Source organism: Lutibacter oricola, assembly GCF_900106565.1.
GTDB lineage: Bacteria > Bacteroidota > Bacteroidia > Flavobacteriales > Flavobacteriaceae > Lutibacter > Lutibacter oricola.
Window position 1 is genome coordinate 17,168 of record NZ_FNNJ01000008.1, and the last position, 15,417, is coordinate 32,584.

At 31.4% G+C, this 15,417-nt stretch carries 17 protein-coding genes; 1 reads left to right on the top strand and 16 read right to left on the bottom strand.

Translation table 11 applies throughout. The features are described from left to right. Positions 1-18: 18 nt before the first annotated feature. From nuoK to BLU40_RS13115, 11 genes are all read right to left on the bottom strand, one after another. A complete protein-coding gene (nuoK, locus tag BLU40_RS13070) occupies positions 19-336 on the bottom strand; it encodes an NADH-quinone oxidoreductase subunit NuoK (RefSeq protein WP_090124334.1) in 318 nt (105 codons plus the stop codon). 70 nt (positions 337-406) lie between these two features. Further along, positions 407-760: a four helix bundle protein gene (locus tag BLU40_RS13075; protein WP_090124337.1), complete on the bottom strand. Its 354-nt coding sequence runs from the start codon at positions 758-760 to the stop codon at positions 407-409. Positions 761-763: 3 nt separating this feature from the next. Continuing rightward, positions 764-1,306, bottom strand: coding sequence for an NADH-quinone oxidoreductase subunit J family protein (locus tag BLU40_RS13080; protein ID WP_090124340.1), 543 nt, complete (start codon positions 1,304-1,306; stop codon positions 764-766). 4 nt (positions 1,307-1,310) lie between these two features. Next, positions 1,311-1,787, bottom strand: a complete 477-nt coding sequence (locus BLU40_RS13085; protein ID WP_090124343.1) for a 4Fe-4S binding protein — start codon at positions 1,785-1,787, stop codon at positions 1,311-1,313. Positions 1,788-1,790: 3 nt separating this feature from the next. After that, complete coding sequence (nuoH, locus tag BLU40_RS13090; protein WP_090124346.1) at positions 1,791-2,813, bottom strand: NADH-quinone oxidoreductase subunit NuoH; 1,023 nt, start codon at positions 2,811-2,813, stop codon at positions 1,791-1,793. A 6-nt stretch (positions 2,814-2,819) separates the two neighbouring features. Further along, positions 2,820-3,941 (bottom strand): NADH-quinone oxidoreductase subunit D, encoded by a 1,122-nt coding sequence (locus BLU40_RS13095; protein WP_217633399.1) that lies wholly within the window; start codon positions 3,939-3,941, stop codon positions 2,820-2,822. A gap of 6 nt (positions 3,942-3,947) precedes the next feature. After that, a complete protein-coding gene (locus BLU40_RS17710; RefSeq protein WP_217633400.1) occupies positions 3,948-4,409 on the bottom strand; it encodes an NADH-quinone oxidoreductase subunit C in 462 nt (153 codons plus the stop codon). An 11-nt stretch (positions 4,410-4,420) separates the two neighbouring features. Beyond that, complete coding sequence (locus BLU40_RS13100) at positions 4,421-4,906, bottom strand: NADH-quinone oxidoreductase subunit B (protein ID WP_175454795.1); 486 nt, start codon at positions 4,904-4,906, stop codon at positions 4,421-4,423. A 101-nt stretch (positions 4,907-5,007) separates the two neighbouring features. Then, entirely contained in the window at positions 5,008-5,358 is a 351-nt protein-coding gene (locus tag BLU40_RS13105; protein WP_090124351.1) for an NADH-quinone oxidoreductase subunit A, read from the bottom strand. A 193-nt stretch (positions 5,359-5,551) separates the two neighbouring features. After that, a complete protein-coding gene (locus BLU40_RS13110) occupies positions 5,552-6,565 on the bottom strand; it encodes a 2-oxoacid:ferredoxin oxidoreductase subunit beta (protein ID WP_090124354.1) in 1,014 nt (337 codons plus the stop codon). A gap of 2 nt (positions 6,566-6,567) precedes the next feature. Then, a complete protein-coding gene (locus tag BLU40_RS13115) occupies positions 6,568-8,427 on the bottom strand; it encodes a 2-oxoacid:acceptor oxidoreductase subunit alpha (RefSeq protein WP_090124357.1) in 1,860 nt (619 codons plus the stop codon). Positions 8,428-8,594: 167 nt separating this feature from the next. Between BLU40_RS13115 and BLU40_RS13120 the strand changes: the two genes are divergently transcribed. Continuing rightward, on the top strand, positions 8,595-8,945 hold the full coding sequence (locus BLU40_RS13120) for a 4Fe-4S binding protein (protein ID WP_090124360.1): 351 nt from the start codon (positions 8,595-8,597) through the stop codon (positions 8,943-8,945). 69 nt (positions 8,946-9,014) lie between these two features. Here BLU40_RS13120 and lepA read toward each other — a convergent pair whose 3' ends face one another. From lepA to BLU40_RS13145, 5 genes are all read right to left on the bottom strand, one after another. Next, positions 9,015-10,811: a translation elongation factor 4 gene (lepA, locus tag BLU40_RS13125; RefSeq protein ID WP_090124363.1), complete on the bottom strand. Its 1,797-nt coding sequence runs from the start codon at positions 10,809-10,811 to the stop codon at positions 9,015-9,017. Positions 10,812-10,881: 70 nt separating this feature from the next. Next, complete coding sequence (locus BLU40_RS13130) at positions 10,882-11,859, bottom strand: Gfo/Idh/MocA family protein (RefSeq protein ID WP_090124366.1); 978 nt, start codon at positions 11,857-11,859, stop codon at positions 10,882-10,884. 80 nt (positions 11,860-11,939) lie between these two features. Next, positions 11,940-12,551, bottom strand: coding sequence for a carbonic anhydrase family protein (locus tag BLU40_RS13135; protein WP_090124369.1), 612 nt, complete (start codon positions 12,549-12,551; stop codon positions 11,940-11,942). Positions 12,552-12,562: 11 nt separating this feature from the next. After that, positions 12,563-14,422 carry a SulP family inorganic anion transporter gene (locus BLU40_RS13140; RefSeq protein WP_090124372.1) on the bottom strand — a complete coding sequence of 620 codons (1,860 nt, stop codon included), beginning with the start codon at positions 14,420-14,422 and terminating at the stop codon, positions 12,563-12,565. 20 nt (positions 14,423-14,442) lie between these two features. Further along, a complete protein-coding gene (locus BLU40_RS13145; RefSeq protein WP_090124375.1) occupies positions 14,443-15,111 on the bottom strand; it encodes a TetR/AcrR family transcriptional regulator in 669 nt (222 codons plus the stop codon). Positions 15,112-15,417: the final 306 nt, after the last annotated feature.

Genomic DNA, 15,417 nt, shown 5'->3' on the forward strand with positions numbered 1-15,417 from the left:
GTTCCTTTTTACTTTATTCTAATACTTCATAATTTCAGTATCTTTAATTTCAACAGAGGCAATTTGCCTATATAAGTTAATAATAATGGCAACTGCCAGAGCTGTTTCAGCAGCGGCAACGGCTATAATAAATATGGAGAAAACTACTCCTTGTAACATATCCGGATATAAATATTTGTTGATAACAACAAAGTTTATAACAGATGCATTCAATATCAATTCGATTGACATTAATATTGAAATCAAATTTTTTCGTGTTAAAAAACCATAAACTCCAATAAAAAATAGAATTGAGGTTACGGTTAGTATTTCGTAAATGCTAATTCCAGCTATCATATTTTTAAAGTTTGAAGTCCGAAGTCTGAAGCCTGAGGACAAAAGAAAGAAGACTGAAGTTGATTTTTCATTATTTTATATTTTTTCTAAAAGCAATCATCATATTCATTAGATTAAATGATGCTTCATAATATTTATTAAATTCTTGTTCTGTAATATATTCTCTTCTATAAGCTTTGTGTAAACATGTTACAACTTCAGCTAAAGATCTTATGGAATAACCCATAAAACGTTTGAATTCAGGATTTGTTTGTCCTATTGAGCCTTCAGAAATATTTAATGCTATAGAATCTACAGCTCTTCTAATTTGAGATGAAAGATTGTATATTTCTTTATTAGGAAATTTTTCTGACAATAAATTAATGTCTTCTCCAATTTCCATAGCTTTCTGCCAAATCAATAAGTTTTCAAATTTGAATTTCATAATTTATTTATCTTCATTTAAAACTTCCGACTTTGGTCTTCCATCTTCCATCTTTTTCCCTTTCGCAATTACTATGGCTCCAATCATTGCAGCTAATAATAAAACACTTATTACTTCAAATGGTAAAATAAAGCCACCATCTTCATAACTCAATAACTTTAAACCAATTTGTTCTGTAGTAACAGAATTATAATTTTCAACCACATTAAATTGATGTGAATAAATAGTGGTTAAGAAAACCCCTAGACCAATTGCACAAGCCAAACCAACAATTATTTTTTTAGAGAGTTTAGCAACTTCTAATTCCATTTCAATGTGATGGATTAGAACTACAGAAAATATGATTAACACAATAATTCCACCGGCATAAACAGTAAGTTGAATGGCGGCTAAAAAGTTGTAATCAATTAAAAAATAGATTCCTGCAATTCCACAAAGTGTAAATAATAAATAAATAACAGAGCGCAACATTTTTTTGCTTGAAACAGATGCAATTGCCGAAACAATTAATATCACTGCTAAAATGTAAAATATAAATCTTTCCATATGTTTAGTCTTCTACACCAGGCATAATTTTAGATCCTGGTTGATTTAAAACTTTTGTCAGTTTTGTTCTGTCGTAAACTGAATTTTCGTAATTCTGCGCCCATAAAATAGCATCCGTAGGGCAAGCTTCTATGCATAAACCACACATTGTACACATTCCTAAATGGTAAATATGTTTGTCTATCATTTTTTTCTTTTTCCCACTTTCAGGGTCAATTTGTCTGTCCCAAATAATTTCAATAGAACCATTTGGACATGCAATTTCACATTTCTGACAACCAGTACACGTATGTTCATTTTTTTCATTGTGAGGCATTACTACTTCACCACGAAAACGGTTAAACATTTTTAAGGTTTCTCTATTGTCAGGGTATTGTTGAGTAATGGAATTGTTCTTATTATTTAAAAACACCTTTCCGGTAACACTCATACCCGTGAGTAGTGTTTTTATTCCTTTATATATATCTCCAAAATAACTCATAATCTATATTTGAATTGTTAAACCTAGCCAAACTATTAATGCCATAAGCACTATATTTAGTAAGTTAAGTGGTAACAAATACTTCCACTCTAATGTTAATAATTGGTCAACTCTTAACCTTGGGAATGTCCATCTAAACCACATCATTAAAAATACTAAGGCAAATGTTTTTCCTAGAAACCAGAAAATACCTAACCAAGGAATTGATTCTGTAATTCCAAATGGTGATAACCAACCACCAAAAAATACTGTTGTTCCAATTGCTGCAATAATGAACATATTTATAAATTCGGCTAAAAAGAAATAGGCGAATTTCATTCCTGAATATTCTGTATGAAAACCAGCTCCTAATTCACTTTCAGCTTCAACCATATCAAAAGGCGCTCTATTTGTTTCAGCAGTACCGGCAATCATATAAATCATAAATGCAATAATGGCAGGAATATGACCTTGAACAATTAACCAACCGCTTTTTTGAACTTCAATTATTTCTGAAAGTTGTAAAGTACCAGTTAGTAGAACCATAGTTACTAATGATAAACCTACGGAAAGCTCATAACTTATAGTTTGAACTCCACTACGCATAGCACCAATTAAGGCGAATTTATTGTTACTTGCCCAACCTCCTAATAAAATTCCAATAACACCAATTGATGAAATTGCAATTAAAAAGAAGATACCAATATTTATGTCAAATGCTTGAAATTCTTGTGTAAAAGGAAAAACAGCTAACGCCATTAAACTTGAAATAATTACAAAATAAGGTGCTAAATTGTATAAGAATTTATCAGCTTTAATGGTCCCAGTTAATTCTTTTGAAACTAGTTTTAATGCATCGGCCATAGTTTGCAATAATCCCCAAGGCCCAACTCTATTTGGACCTAAGCGCAATTGAAACCAAGCTGCTACTTTACGTTCTAATAACACTAAAAATAATCCCGCAACAGAAAATATTCCTAAATAGATCGCTGCAATTAGGAGCATATTAAAAATGTCATTTTCTACAATGTTTATACTTAAAATCATAATTCTTTATCTATCTATATCAGGAATTACTAAATCTAGTGTGGCCATTGACGCTACTAAATCTCCAATTTTACCACCAACTGCAATATGATTTAACAGTGATAAATTTGAAAATCCTGGAGAACGAAACTTCAATCTATAAGGATTTTTAGTTCCTGTGCTATTTATAAAAACACCTAATTCACCTCTAGCAGTTTCAACCTTTTGGTAAAACTCTCCTTTAGGTAATTTAATAACTGCTTTTGTGGCAACTTTATAATCACCTTCAGGAATATTATCAATTAGTTGTTCAATAATTGAAAGCGATTCCCACATTTCTTGAATTCTAACTTCGTAACGTGCTAAACTATCACCATCTGTTTTTAAGGCTTCATTAAAAGTTACTTTATCCAAAGCACTATATGGATAATATTTTCTAACATCGCAAGAATAACCAGAACCACGTGCTACTGGACCAGAAGCTCCAAAAGAAATAGCATCTTCTTTACTTAAAATTCCAACTCCTTTCATTCTTTTCTGAAAAATAACATTACCTGTTAGTAACTTATCATATTCCGGGATTTTTGTTTTAAAATGCGCTACAAATTCCTTTGTTCTTTTCACAAAATTTGGATGAATATCGAACATTAAACCTCCTGGTATATTGTAGTTCATGGTTAAACGAGCACCACAAGTTTCTTCAAAAATATCGTTTATCATTTCACGATCTCTAAAACCATAAAAATAGGTGGTAAGTGCACCAACATCCATTCCCATAACTCCCCACCATAAACAATGAGAGGCAATTCTTGTTAATTCACCAATAATGGTTCTAATTACCTTTACACGTTCAGGAACTTCTATTTCTAGAGCATTTTCAACTGTTAAACAAACAGCTTCATTATTAATATGTGAAGACAAATAGTCCATTCTATCAGTTAAATGAACAATTTGTTGGTAACTATCTCGCTCGCTCATTTTTTCAATGGAACGGTGAATGTATCCTAAATCTGGTTCAACTTTTTTAATTATTTCACCATCTATGGTTAATAATAAACGCAAAACACCGTGAGTTGCAGGGTGTTGAGGTCCCATATTAATAAAATAATCTTCAGATTTTAAGTTGCTATTTGCAATGTTTGTATCCATTGTTATTTATTTAATAACCATATTAACTTCATCTACATAATCCTTTCTAAGTGGAAAACCTTCCCATTCATCAGTTAAAAATAAGCGCTCCATATTAGGATGGTTGTTGAATTTTATTCCGAAGAAATCAAAAACTTCACGTTCGTGAAATTCTGCTGTTTTCCATATATCAGAAACCGTATCAAACGTTGGATTTTCTCTATCTTCAGTCTTCACTTTAACAACAATTATATGTCTGTGAGTTGTAGATTCTAAATGATAAATTACACCTAAATCCTTACCCCAATCCATTCCGGTAACACAAAATAAGTAATCAAAATTTGTTTCAGAATTACTTTTTAGTTGCTCCATTAGTTGGTGAAAATGTTCAGGTTTTACTGAAATGTTTAAAAACTGAGAGCCTTCTTCAGTGAATTCCAATAGAGGAATCCAACCGTTTATTAAGTTTTGTAATGCTTCGTTAGTCATATAATTCAGTTTTATTTACCTTCATCAAACCCATCAATAGGATTTTCTTTATGTTTTAAACTTTCTGTTCTAATTTTATCTTGAAGCATTAACATACCTTCTAATAAAGCTTCAGGGCGTGGCGGACAACCAGGAACATAAACATCTACAGGAATTACGTGGTCTGCACCTTTTACTACTGAATAGGTGTTGTAAAAAAATGGTCCTCCGGAAATAGCACAAGCTCCCATAGCAATTACATACTTTGGCTCGGCCATTTGGTCGTATAATCTTCTTAGAACTGGAGCCATTTTGTTAACAATGGTACCAGCAATAATAATTAAATCTGCTTGACGTGGAGAAGGTCGTGCAACTTCAAATCCAAATCTTGAATAATCGTGTTTTGCAGCACCAGTTTGCATCATTTCAATGGCACAACAACTTGTACCAAAATATAAAGACCATAATGAATTTGATCGCCCCCAATTTATTATTTCATCTAATGAAGTGACAATCATATTAGCTCCATTTCCAGCAGGAATTACTTTTCCTGGAAAGTCTTTAGGAATTACAGGAGTTCTTCCATCATCTCCTAATTCACTTATAAATCGTTTTTTATCTACACCCATTTTAACGCTCCTTTTTTCCATGCATACAACAATCCTAGTCCTAAAATTATTAGAAACACTAATATTTCAATAAAGGCTACGGCACCAATATCCTTAAAAACAACCGCCCAAGGAATTAAAAATGCTACTTCAACATCAAATATTAAAAATAGAATGGCGAATAAATAATAACCAACTTTAAATTGTACCCAAGTAGGGCCAACTGTGGTCATTCCACTCTCATAAGGTTCTCGTTTTTGAGGATTGTCTGACTTATGCGAAATTAAATTCGATAAAAAATTTGCGCCAGCAACTAAAACGATGCCGGCTAACAGAAAAACAATAATTGCTTCTGAGCCCATTTTTACTTGATTTTTTTATTAGTCTACAAAAGTAGTAGATTAATCGGATTAATAGCTAAGTTTCAAAACTTATTTTATTTAGACTGAATAAAAATACGGCATTTACAATATTAGTACTTAAAAAATTAAGAAAGCTTATAATTATTAATTAACAATTATAAGCTTTCTAATTTTAGTATGGTATATATTTTATTTATTCTACCTCGTAAGTTTCACCTGAAAAGAAAAGGTCGTCCGTTTTTTTGAAATTTGAATTTACTTTAACTTCAGCAGTTAGTGCATCCATACGCTCTTCAAGAGTTATGTCGTCTACTGCTCTAATTATTCCGGTAGCAATAGGGTAGGATAACCTAACAAGCATTTGGTGTAGTGTTGGGTCTTTTTCTTTGGCATCATGTATAAGAATATCTTTTTCGGTAATACCATTTTCACCAATTGTTACTACTTCAAGTTTTAACCCGTTAAGAACAATACCTTTGTTTTTTTCTTTTCCAAAAATCATAGGTTCTCCGTGAGTTAAATAAAGTTGTTTATCTTCTCTAACAGCTTTGTCTGTTACGTTTTTAAAACATCCATCATTAAAAATTACACAATTTTGTAATACTTCTATTAATGAAGTTCCTTTAAAATTATGTGATTCTATAAATATTTTAGACATTTCTTTTGGACTGTTTCCGCCAATTCGCGCAAAAAATCTAGCTTGTGCACCAATTGCTAATTCACCAGGTTGAAATGGTTGCTGAATATTTCCGTAAGGAGATGATTTTGTTTTTTGACCAACTAATGATGTTGGAGAGAATTGGCCTTTTGTTAAGCCATAAATTTCATTATTGAACAAAATAATATTTAAATCAATATTTCTTCTAAGTACATGAATAAAATGATTTCCTCCAATAGCCATTGCATCTCCATCACCAGTAATTATCCAAACGCTTAAATCTGGGTTAGCCAATTTAACACCCGAAGCAATTCCTGGAGCTCTACCGTGAATACTGTGCATACCGTAGGTATTCATATAATATGGAAAACGAGATGAACACCCAATTCCTGAAATAAATACCACGTCTTCTTTTTTAACTCCCATATCTGGAAGTGCTTTTTGCATAGATCGTAAAATAACATAATCGTCACAACCAGGACACCATCTTACTTCTTGATCACTCGCAAAATCTTTAAATGTATATTTTTTTTCTGCTGTTGTTGCCATAATTATTTTACTAATAATTGATTAAACTTTTGAATTAATTCTTGATTGCCAAATGGTAAACCTTGAATTTTATTAAACTGAGTTATTTCAAAACCATTAAAATTGATTTTTAAGATTTTAGCAAATTGACCATTGTTTAATTCACATACTAAAATTTTTCTAAATTTAGCCAATACCTCTTTTGTGTTTTTTGGTAAAGGGTTTATATAATTGAAATGAGCAAAACCAATTTTTTTATTACCATTATCTCTCATGTTTTTAACGGCAGAATGTAAAGAGCCATAAGTTCCTCCCCAACCTATAACCAGTAAATCACCAGTTTCGGCAAATTCAGTTTCTAAATTTGGAATGTAATTTTGAACACGACGAATTTTTTCAGCTCTAATATGTGTCATATATTCATGATTTTCTGGAACATAAGAAACATTTCCAGTAACACGGTCTTTTTCTAAACCACCAATTCTATGTTCTAAGCCTTCGGTACCTGGTACTGGCCAATTTCTAGCTAAAGTATCTTCGTCTCTATCATACGCATGCCAGTTTTCGGTTGGTTTTTTAACAATACGATTTTTAATTTCTGGCATATCATTTACAGAATGAATTTTCCAAGGTGCAGAACCGTTGGCAATATATCCATCTGTTAATAAAATTACCGGTGTCATATGCTCTAGAGTTAATTTTGCTGCTTGATATGCAAAATCAAAACAATTGGCAGGTGTACTAGCCGCTAATACAATAACTGGACTTTCTCCATTTCTACCATACATTGCTTGCAATAAATCCGATTGCTCAGTTTTTGTTGGTAAACCTGTTGAAGGTCCACCACGTTGTACATTAACAACAACTAGTGGTAATTCAACCATCATAGCCAAACCTAAAGCTTCGCCTTTTAAAGCTAAACCAGGCCCAGATGTTGTTGTAATGGCTAAATCTCCAGCAAATGAAGCGCCAATAGCAGAAGCAATTCCGGCAATTTCGTCTTCAGCCTGAAAAGCTTTTACTCCAAAATGTTTGTGTTTTACCAGTTCGTGTAAAATATCTGTTGCAGGTGTAATAGGGTATGAGCCTAAAAATAACTCTAAACCAGATTTTTCTGCAGCAGCTAAAAATCCCCAAGCTGTAGCGGTATTACCCATAATAATTCTATAGGTGCCTGGATCCATTTTTGCAGGTGAAATTGTGTACGCCGTTGGAATTAATTCTAACGTATTTGCATAATTAAAACCAGCTTTTAAAACTTTTTTATTGGCTTCAATAACATTTGGTTTCGATTTAAACTTTTTATTGAAGAAAGCTTCTGTATGTTCTGTAGATCTATCATACATCCAATAAACCATTCCTAAAGCAAACATGTTTTTGCTTCGTGTAATTGTTTTATTATCTAAACCTTCAACTCCTTTTAAAGATTCTTTAGTTAAAGAGGTCATTGCAACTTCAATAACTCTATAGTTTTCTAAACTATTGTCTTCTAAAGGGTTTGACTCATACTGAGCTTTTTCAAGATTTTTTTTGGTGAAAGAATCCGTATCAACAATTATAGTGTGTCCAGGTTTTACGGCATGTAAATTTGTTTTTAATCCTGCAGGATTCATGGCGACTAATAAATCAACATTATCACCAGGAGTGCTAATTTCTACGCTACCTATATGAACTTGAAATCCAGAAACACCATATAAGCTACCTTGCGGTGCCCTTATTTCTGAAGGGTAATTTGGAAAAGTTGCTATGTCATTTCCAAACATTGCGGAAGTGTCTGAGAATTGAGTTCCAGTCAATTGCATTCCGTCTCCTGAATCTCCTACAAAGCGTATTACTACTGCTTCGAGAACTTCAGGTTGATGATTATTTTTAGGTGTAATCATAATTTATGTTAATTAGAAAATTTTATTTAAATTTATACAAAATATTTAACTTAAATATTTAAAGTAAAATTAAAGTTAGTTTTTATATAGGTTGATGACTTTTGTCACACTCACTTATATAAATTTATATAAATTTGTAATTATTAAAATTTAAAAAATTAGAAATCATGGCTATTAAAATAACTGATGAATGTATTAATTGCGACGCTTGTGTTTCAGAATGTCCAAACAATGCAATTTACGAACCGGATACAGAGTGGGCGTATGCAGATGAAACTGCGTTAAGTGGAGATGTAACTTTACCAAGTGGTGGAACTGCAGATGCTGATGAAATGAACGAAGCTATTTCAGATGAGTTTTATTTTATTGTAACTGATAAGTGTACTGAGTGTAAAGGTTTCCACGATGAGCCTCAATGTGCTTCTGTATGTCCTGTAGATTGTTGTGTTCCAGACGAGGATCATGAAGAGTCTGAAGAGCAATTATTAGCAAAAAAAGCTTGGTTACACGACGAATAGTATTCAAAAATGTAATTATAAAAAAGCCCTTGAAATTTTCAAGGGCTTTTTTATTGTTTATATAATGGCTTAATCATTCAATTTTAAAACAGCCATAAATGCTTCTTGTGGAATTTCTACATTACCAACTTGACGCATTCGTTTTTTTCCTTTTTTCTGTTTTTCTAATAATTTACGTTTACGAGAAATATCTCCACCATAACATTTTGCAGTTACATCTTTACGTAATGCTTTTACAGTTTCACGAGAAATAATTTTAGCTCCAATTGCAGCTTGTATTGGAATATCAAATTGTTGACGTGGAATTAACTGACGTAATTTTTCGCACATTTTTTTTCCAATTCCATAGGCATTGTCTGCATGAATTAATGCCGAAAGTGCATCAACAGATTGTCCGTTTAATAAAACATCAACTTTAACAAGTTTTGAAGCTTGCATTCCAATTGGATGATAATCGAATGAAGCATATCCTTTTGAAACAGTTTTTAAACGATCGTAAAAATCGAAAACAATTTCAGCTAACGGCATATCAAAAGTTAATTCAACTCGTTCTGGGGTTAAATAAGTTTGGTTTGTAATTTGTCCACGTTTTTCAATACATAAACTCATTACTGGTCCAACAAAGTCAGATTTTGTAATTATTGTTGCTTTAATAAAAGGCTCTTCAACTCTATTTAATTTTGAAGGCTCTGGTAAATCAGATGGATTGTTTACTAATAAAACTTCATCTGGGTTTTTATTTGTAAATGCGTGGTAGCTAACGTTAGGTACTGTAGTAATTACAGTCATATCAAACTCACGTTCTAAACGTTCTTGTATAATTTCTAAATGCAACATTCCTAAAAATCCACATCTAAATCCAAAACCTAAGGCAGCAGAACTTTCTGGAGCAAATACTAATGAAGCGTCATTGAGTTGTAATTTCTCCATTGAGTTACGAAGCTCCTCATAATCTTCAGTATCTACAGGGTAAATACCTGCAAATACCATTGGTTTTACATCTTCAAAACCATCAATAATATTTTGAGTTGGTTGTGCAGCATCAGTAATTGTATCTCCAACTTTTACTTCACTAGCAGTTTTAATACCAGTAATTAAATAACCAACATCACCGGCTTTAATACTTTGTTTTGGTGCTTGTGTTAATTTTAATGTACCAACTTCATCAGCAAAATACTCATTGTCGGTAGCCATAAATTTAATACGTTGTCCTTTTTTTATTTCACCATTTAATACTCTAAAATAAGTTTCAACTCCTCGATATGAGTTGTAAACAGAGTCAAAAATTAAGGCTTGTAAAGGTTCATCAACATTTCCTTCAGGAGCAGGAACACGTTCTATAATAGCTTTTAATATATTTTCTACTCCAAAACCTGTTTTACCACTTGCATGAATAACTTCTTCAGCTTCGCAACCTAAAAGATCTACAATATCATCAGTAACTTCTTCTGGGTTTGCACCTGGTAAATCAACTTTATTTAACACAGGAATAATTTCTAAATCATTTTCAAGAGCTAAATATAAGTTCGAAATTGTTTGCGCTTGAATACTTTGAGCCGCATCTACAATAAGTAGCGCTCCTTCACAAGCAGCAATAGAACGAGAAACTTCATAAGAAAAATCTACGTGACCTGGAGTGTCAATTAAGTTTAACACGTATTTTTCACCTTCATAAATATAATCCATTTGAATAGCGTGACTTTTAATGGTAATACCACGTTCACGTTCTAAATCCATATTATCTAACAGTTGTGCTTGTTCTTCACGAGCAGTAACAGTACCGGTGTGACCTAATAATCTATCGGCCAAGGTGCTTTTACCGTGATCAATATGTGCTATAATGCAAAAGTTTCTAATGTTTTTCATACTTCGTATTCCTGTCTCTTTATTTGGCGCAAAGATAACTAATTATTTATTCAAAAAGTTAAAATAAAATCTAGTCGTGTTTTGGATATGTAATATTTGCTTTTTTTCTGATTTTATCAAGTGTTCTTATTAGGTTTAAACTAACGGTATTTGTTAAAACAGGACTTTCAATTAAGTTGTTGTCCAAACATTCCATTACGTGAATAGCTTCAAACTGATAACCCATATTTGGACCAGGATTAAATGTGATTTTTTCTAAAGTTTCATTTTGAATTAATTCAATAGAATCATTTGAAAAACGCTCGTATTTAATAGTTCCATTTTCAAAAATAAGTTCAACATCGTTTTTGTAATTAGATGTAACACTTGAATTTAAAACAGCATTTGAACCGTTTTTATAGCCAAAAAGCATAGAAATACTTTCTTCGGAACCAGAAGGGCTAAAGTGTGGTATTGTTTCAATTTTATCAGGAATTCCTAATAACATTAAAGCGGTAAATACTGGGTAAATACCTATATCTAATAAAGATCCTCCGCCCAAGTCTAAATTGTATAACCTGCTATTAGAATCAAAAGGTTGGTTAAACATAAAGTCGGATTTAACAAACTTTAGTTTTCCAAGTTTTCTAGTGTTTATAAGTTCAAGTACTTTATTAAATTTAGGTCTAAAAATAACCCAAAAAGCTTCCATTAAAAAGGTGTTGTATTCTTTTGAAGCCAAAATCATTTGTTCAACTTCTTTGGTGTTTATAGCAAATGCTTTTTCGCATAGAACAGCTTTTTTAAAATTTAAGCAAAGTAAAGTATGCTCTTTATGAAAACTGTGAGGAGTTGCAATGTAAACGATATCAACTTTAGGGTCGTTTACCATCTCTAGGTAAGAGCCATAAGCTTTTTCAAAATTAAATTCTGAAGCAAAATTAGTTGCTGTATCAATGTTTCTTGATGCTGTAGCGTATAAATTAGCGTTTGGTAAGTCCTTTAATTCAAGGGTGAATTTTTTAGCAATACTACCGCATCCTAAAATGGCCCAATTATAAGTTTTCATAAGTGTAATGTTTCAAATTCAAATTTATGTTATAGAATTTAAATAATACACTACACTTATAAAAACATTTTTAAATAGTATTAATGAAATTCAACTAAACCAGTAGTAACATCATAAGAAGCTCCTACAATTTCAATTTCTCCATTTTTTTCCATTTCAGCTAAAATTGGACTTTCTTTTCTTATTCTATCAATAGATACATTTACGTTTTCAAAACTAACTTCTTCTATTTGCTCTTGAGTTAGTTCTCCATCTCCTTTACGTATAGAATTTACAGCAGGTTTAATTTTTTCTAGTAAAGGTGTAATGTTACCAAGCTCCACATTTTTACAAGCAGATGTTACAGCACCACATTTTGTGTGGCCCATTACAACTAAAATTTTTGAACCAGCAACTTTACAAGCATATTCCATTGAGCCTAGCACATCTTCATTTACTACGTTTCCAGCAACTCTAACGCTAAAAACATCGCCAATTCCTTGGTCAAAAACTAATTCAGCAGGAACTCTAGAATCAATACAACTAAGTATTACTGCAAAAGGATATTGTCCTTTACTAGTTTCAAATACTTGATCTTTTAAATTTCTTTGTGCTTTTAAGTTTTCAACAAATCTTTTGTTTCCTTCTACCAAAATAGTATGTGCTAATTTTGGTGTTAAATTTTGTTGTGTTTCTTTAGTTTGTGTTCTCATTTTTATTTTTTTTAGTTATGTTTTTCTTTAATCCAAGCTATAGACTCATCAAATGTTTCGAAAATTTGATCTTCCGGTACTAAATCTGGAATGATATCAATTCGTTCCATTAGATATCTAGGTTGTTCTAATAAATCTACAAATAATACTGTAATATCGTGAGCTTGTAACTCCTGTAAAGCATCTTCCATTGCATATAAACCAGATTGATCCATATATTGCATTCGCCCTAAACGAATAATAACTTTTGAAGCTGTTTTTGGTATTTGTTGTGCTAATTGTTGAAAATCACTTGTAGAACCAAAAAATAATGGTCCTTTAATATGTTTAATAAATACCTCTTCTTTATATTCTTCAGGAAAATCAATTTCATCTTTCCAAGATTCTTCTTTTAACGTTTTAACATCAGAACGTTTAGCAGTTAAATCTCCAATCTTTTTCATAAACATTAGCGAAGCAAATACTAATCCAATACCAACAGCATAAACTAAGTTCCAGAAAGTTGACAAACCTAATACAGTAAGCATTATTAGTACTTCCATACTGAATTTTATAGGCCCTATCTTAACATCTTTTGGTAAATAAGGAATTGCTTTTAATCCTTTATAATCCATAACCCCAATACCAACTGTAATTAGTATTCCGGCTAAAACGGCTGCTGGAATTTTAGATGCTAATGGTGCTAATACTAATAAAACAATAAATAACAAAACACCAGCAACCATACCAGAAAGTCTAGTTTTACCACCAGAATTAATGTTTACAACTGTACGGATTGTTGCTCCTGCACCTGGAATACCTCCAAATAATGAAGCAATACTGTTTCCAATTCCTTGACCAATTAATTCTTTATTTGGTTTGTGTTTGGTTTTAGTCATATTATCGGCAACAACACTTGTTAGTAAAGAGTCTATAGCTCCTAAAAGTGCTAGAGTTAGAGCCGTAAAAATATATGGTGTTAAACCGTCTAGATTAAAATCTGTAAATATGCCGCTTTGGAATTGTGGTAACCCTTGCGGAATTTCAGGTATTGGTCGGTAATCTAAGTTGGCAAGCATTGCAATTGCAGACATTACTACTAGGGCAACCAAAGTACTTGGAACTTTTGTTGTTATTCGTTTAAATCCATAGATAATAATAATTGTTCCTAAAGCTAAAATTAATTCTAACCAATTTATATTTTTTATAGCTCTAGGTAATATTTTTAACGCTCCTAAAACACCTGAAGCTTCTTTGCCTGCTAATGTTTTAGATTCTTTTAAAATATCATCTTGAGTAACTTTGTTTGCGCGATTAATGGTTTCTTTAAAGTCTTCAATTACAAGTATACCTTCTCCTGCTTCATCTTTTAAAATATTTTCAAGAATTAATTCTTCTGCTTGTGGTTTAAACTGAGTTACATATTCAGTATCTTCTTTTGGATAGTAACCAATAGATGGTAAAATTTGAGTAACTAAAATTATAACTCCAATAGCTGTCATAAACCCAGAGACAACAGGGTAAGGAATATAACGAATGTATTTTCCTAGTCCAATAACCCCTAAACCAATTTGCATTAGTCCTGCCAACAAGAAAACCATTAAAATAATTGGTAATGCTTTAGTTACATCACCATCATTAGTAGCAATTATTCCTGCAATTACAACCATACTTACGGCTGTCATTGGTGCTGTTGGACCAGAAATTTGCGTGTTAGTTCCTCCAAAAAGAGCTGCAAAAAAACTGATAAAAATAGCTCCATAAAGTCCAGCACTTGGGCCTAACCCTGAGCTAACCCCAAATGCTAATGCTAAAGGAAGAGCTACAATACCTGCAGTTATTCCTCCAAATAAATCACCGCGAAAGTGTTTAAAGTCAAATAATTTTTTCATTTTTTAAATTAGTTTAAATATTAGATAGTGAAATTTATAACCATTTCTGTATAAAATTTTTCAATGGAATTGTTTTCTTTATTAATGTCGGTTAAAGAAGGTAAATGTTCAGCAAAATATTTTTGATGATGTGCACCTTCAATTATTGTTGAAACTAGCATATGTGGATATTGAAAATCAGGTTTAAGTTCTAATAAAATATCACTTACACGTTGTACTACTATTTTATAAGCTTTAAAAAAACCTTTCTTATTTTCGGCATCTACATCTTTTGTGTGATAAGATTTTATAGATTCAGAAATAATAATATTACTTAATAAAGTTTCATTTATATATGGAATTAATGTTGACTCCATAACTGGTTTTGTAAGAATGCTAATAGATTTTAATAAACGTTCTTTTGGAGACTCAACGTTGGTCGTAGCAAAAACAATTTGATATTCAATCCACCTCCAATACCAACTAGTTAAGTAAACTAGCAACATGTGTTTATTTTTAAAGTAGCGGTAAATTGAACTTTCTGGGGAATTAATTTCTTCACCTAATTTTTTAAATGTAAAAGCCTCAAAACCAATTTTATCAATTAATTCAATACTTTTTGAAAGTATTTTTTTACCTAATTCAGATGAGTCAGGTTTTTTACAATATAGCTCTTTATTTACGTCAAAATTTATGTTTAAATTATTCATAAATTACTAAGTATTTATTGTAAATATAAGAGTATTACTAGTTAAAAAGAAATTATTGCGCTTATTAATTTAAATAATTAATATAATAAGTAAGCGTTAGTTGGTTGCTAAAGTTGATTTGGTTTTTTGAAAGGCTACTTTTTTTACTTAGAATCAATTACTTTCATAGTGCTATTAGTAATTAAGTAGACCAGCTAACCCTAATACCAATTAATTGTAGTAAGAAATAATTGTTTAATTTATTCAGTTAATTTCTTAGAAATAAGCACCTCAAAAAAAGAAATTTACAATGAGTATATAAAAGCT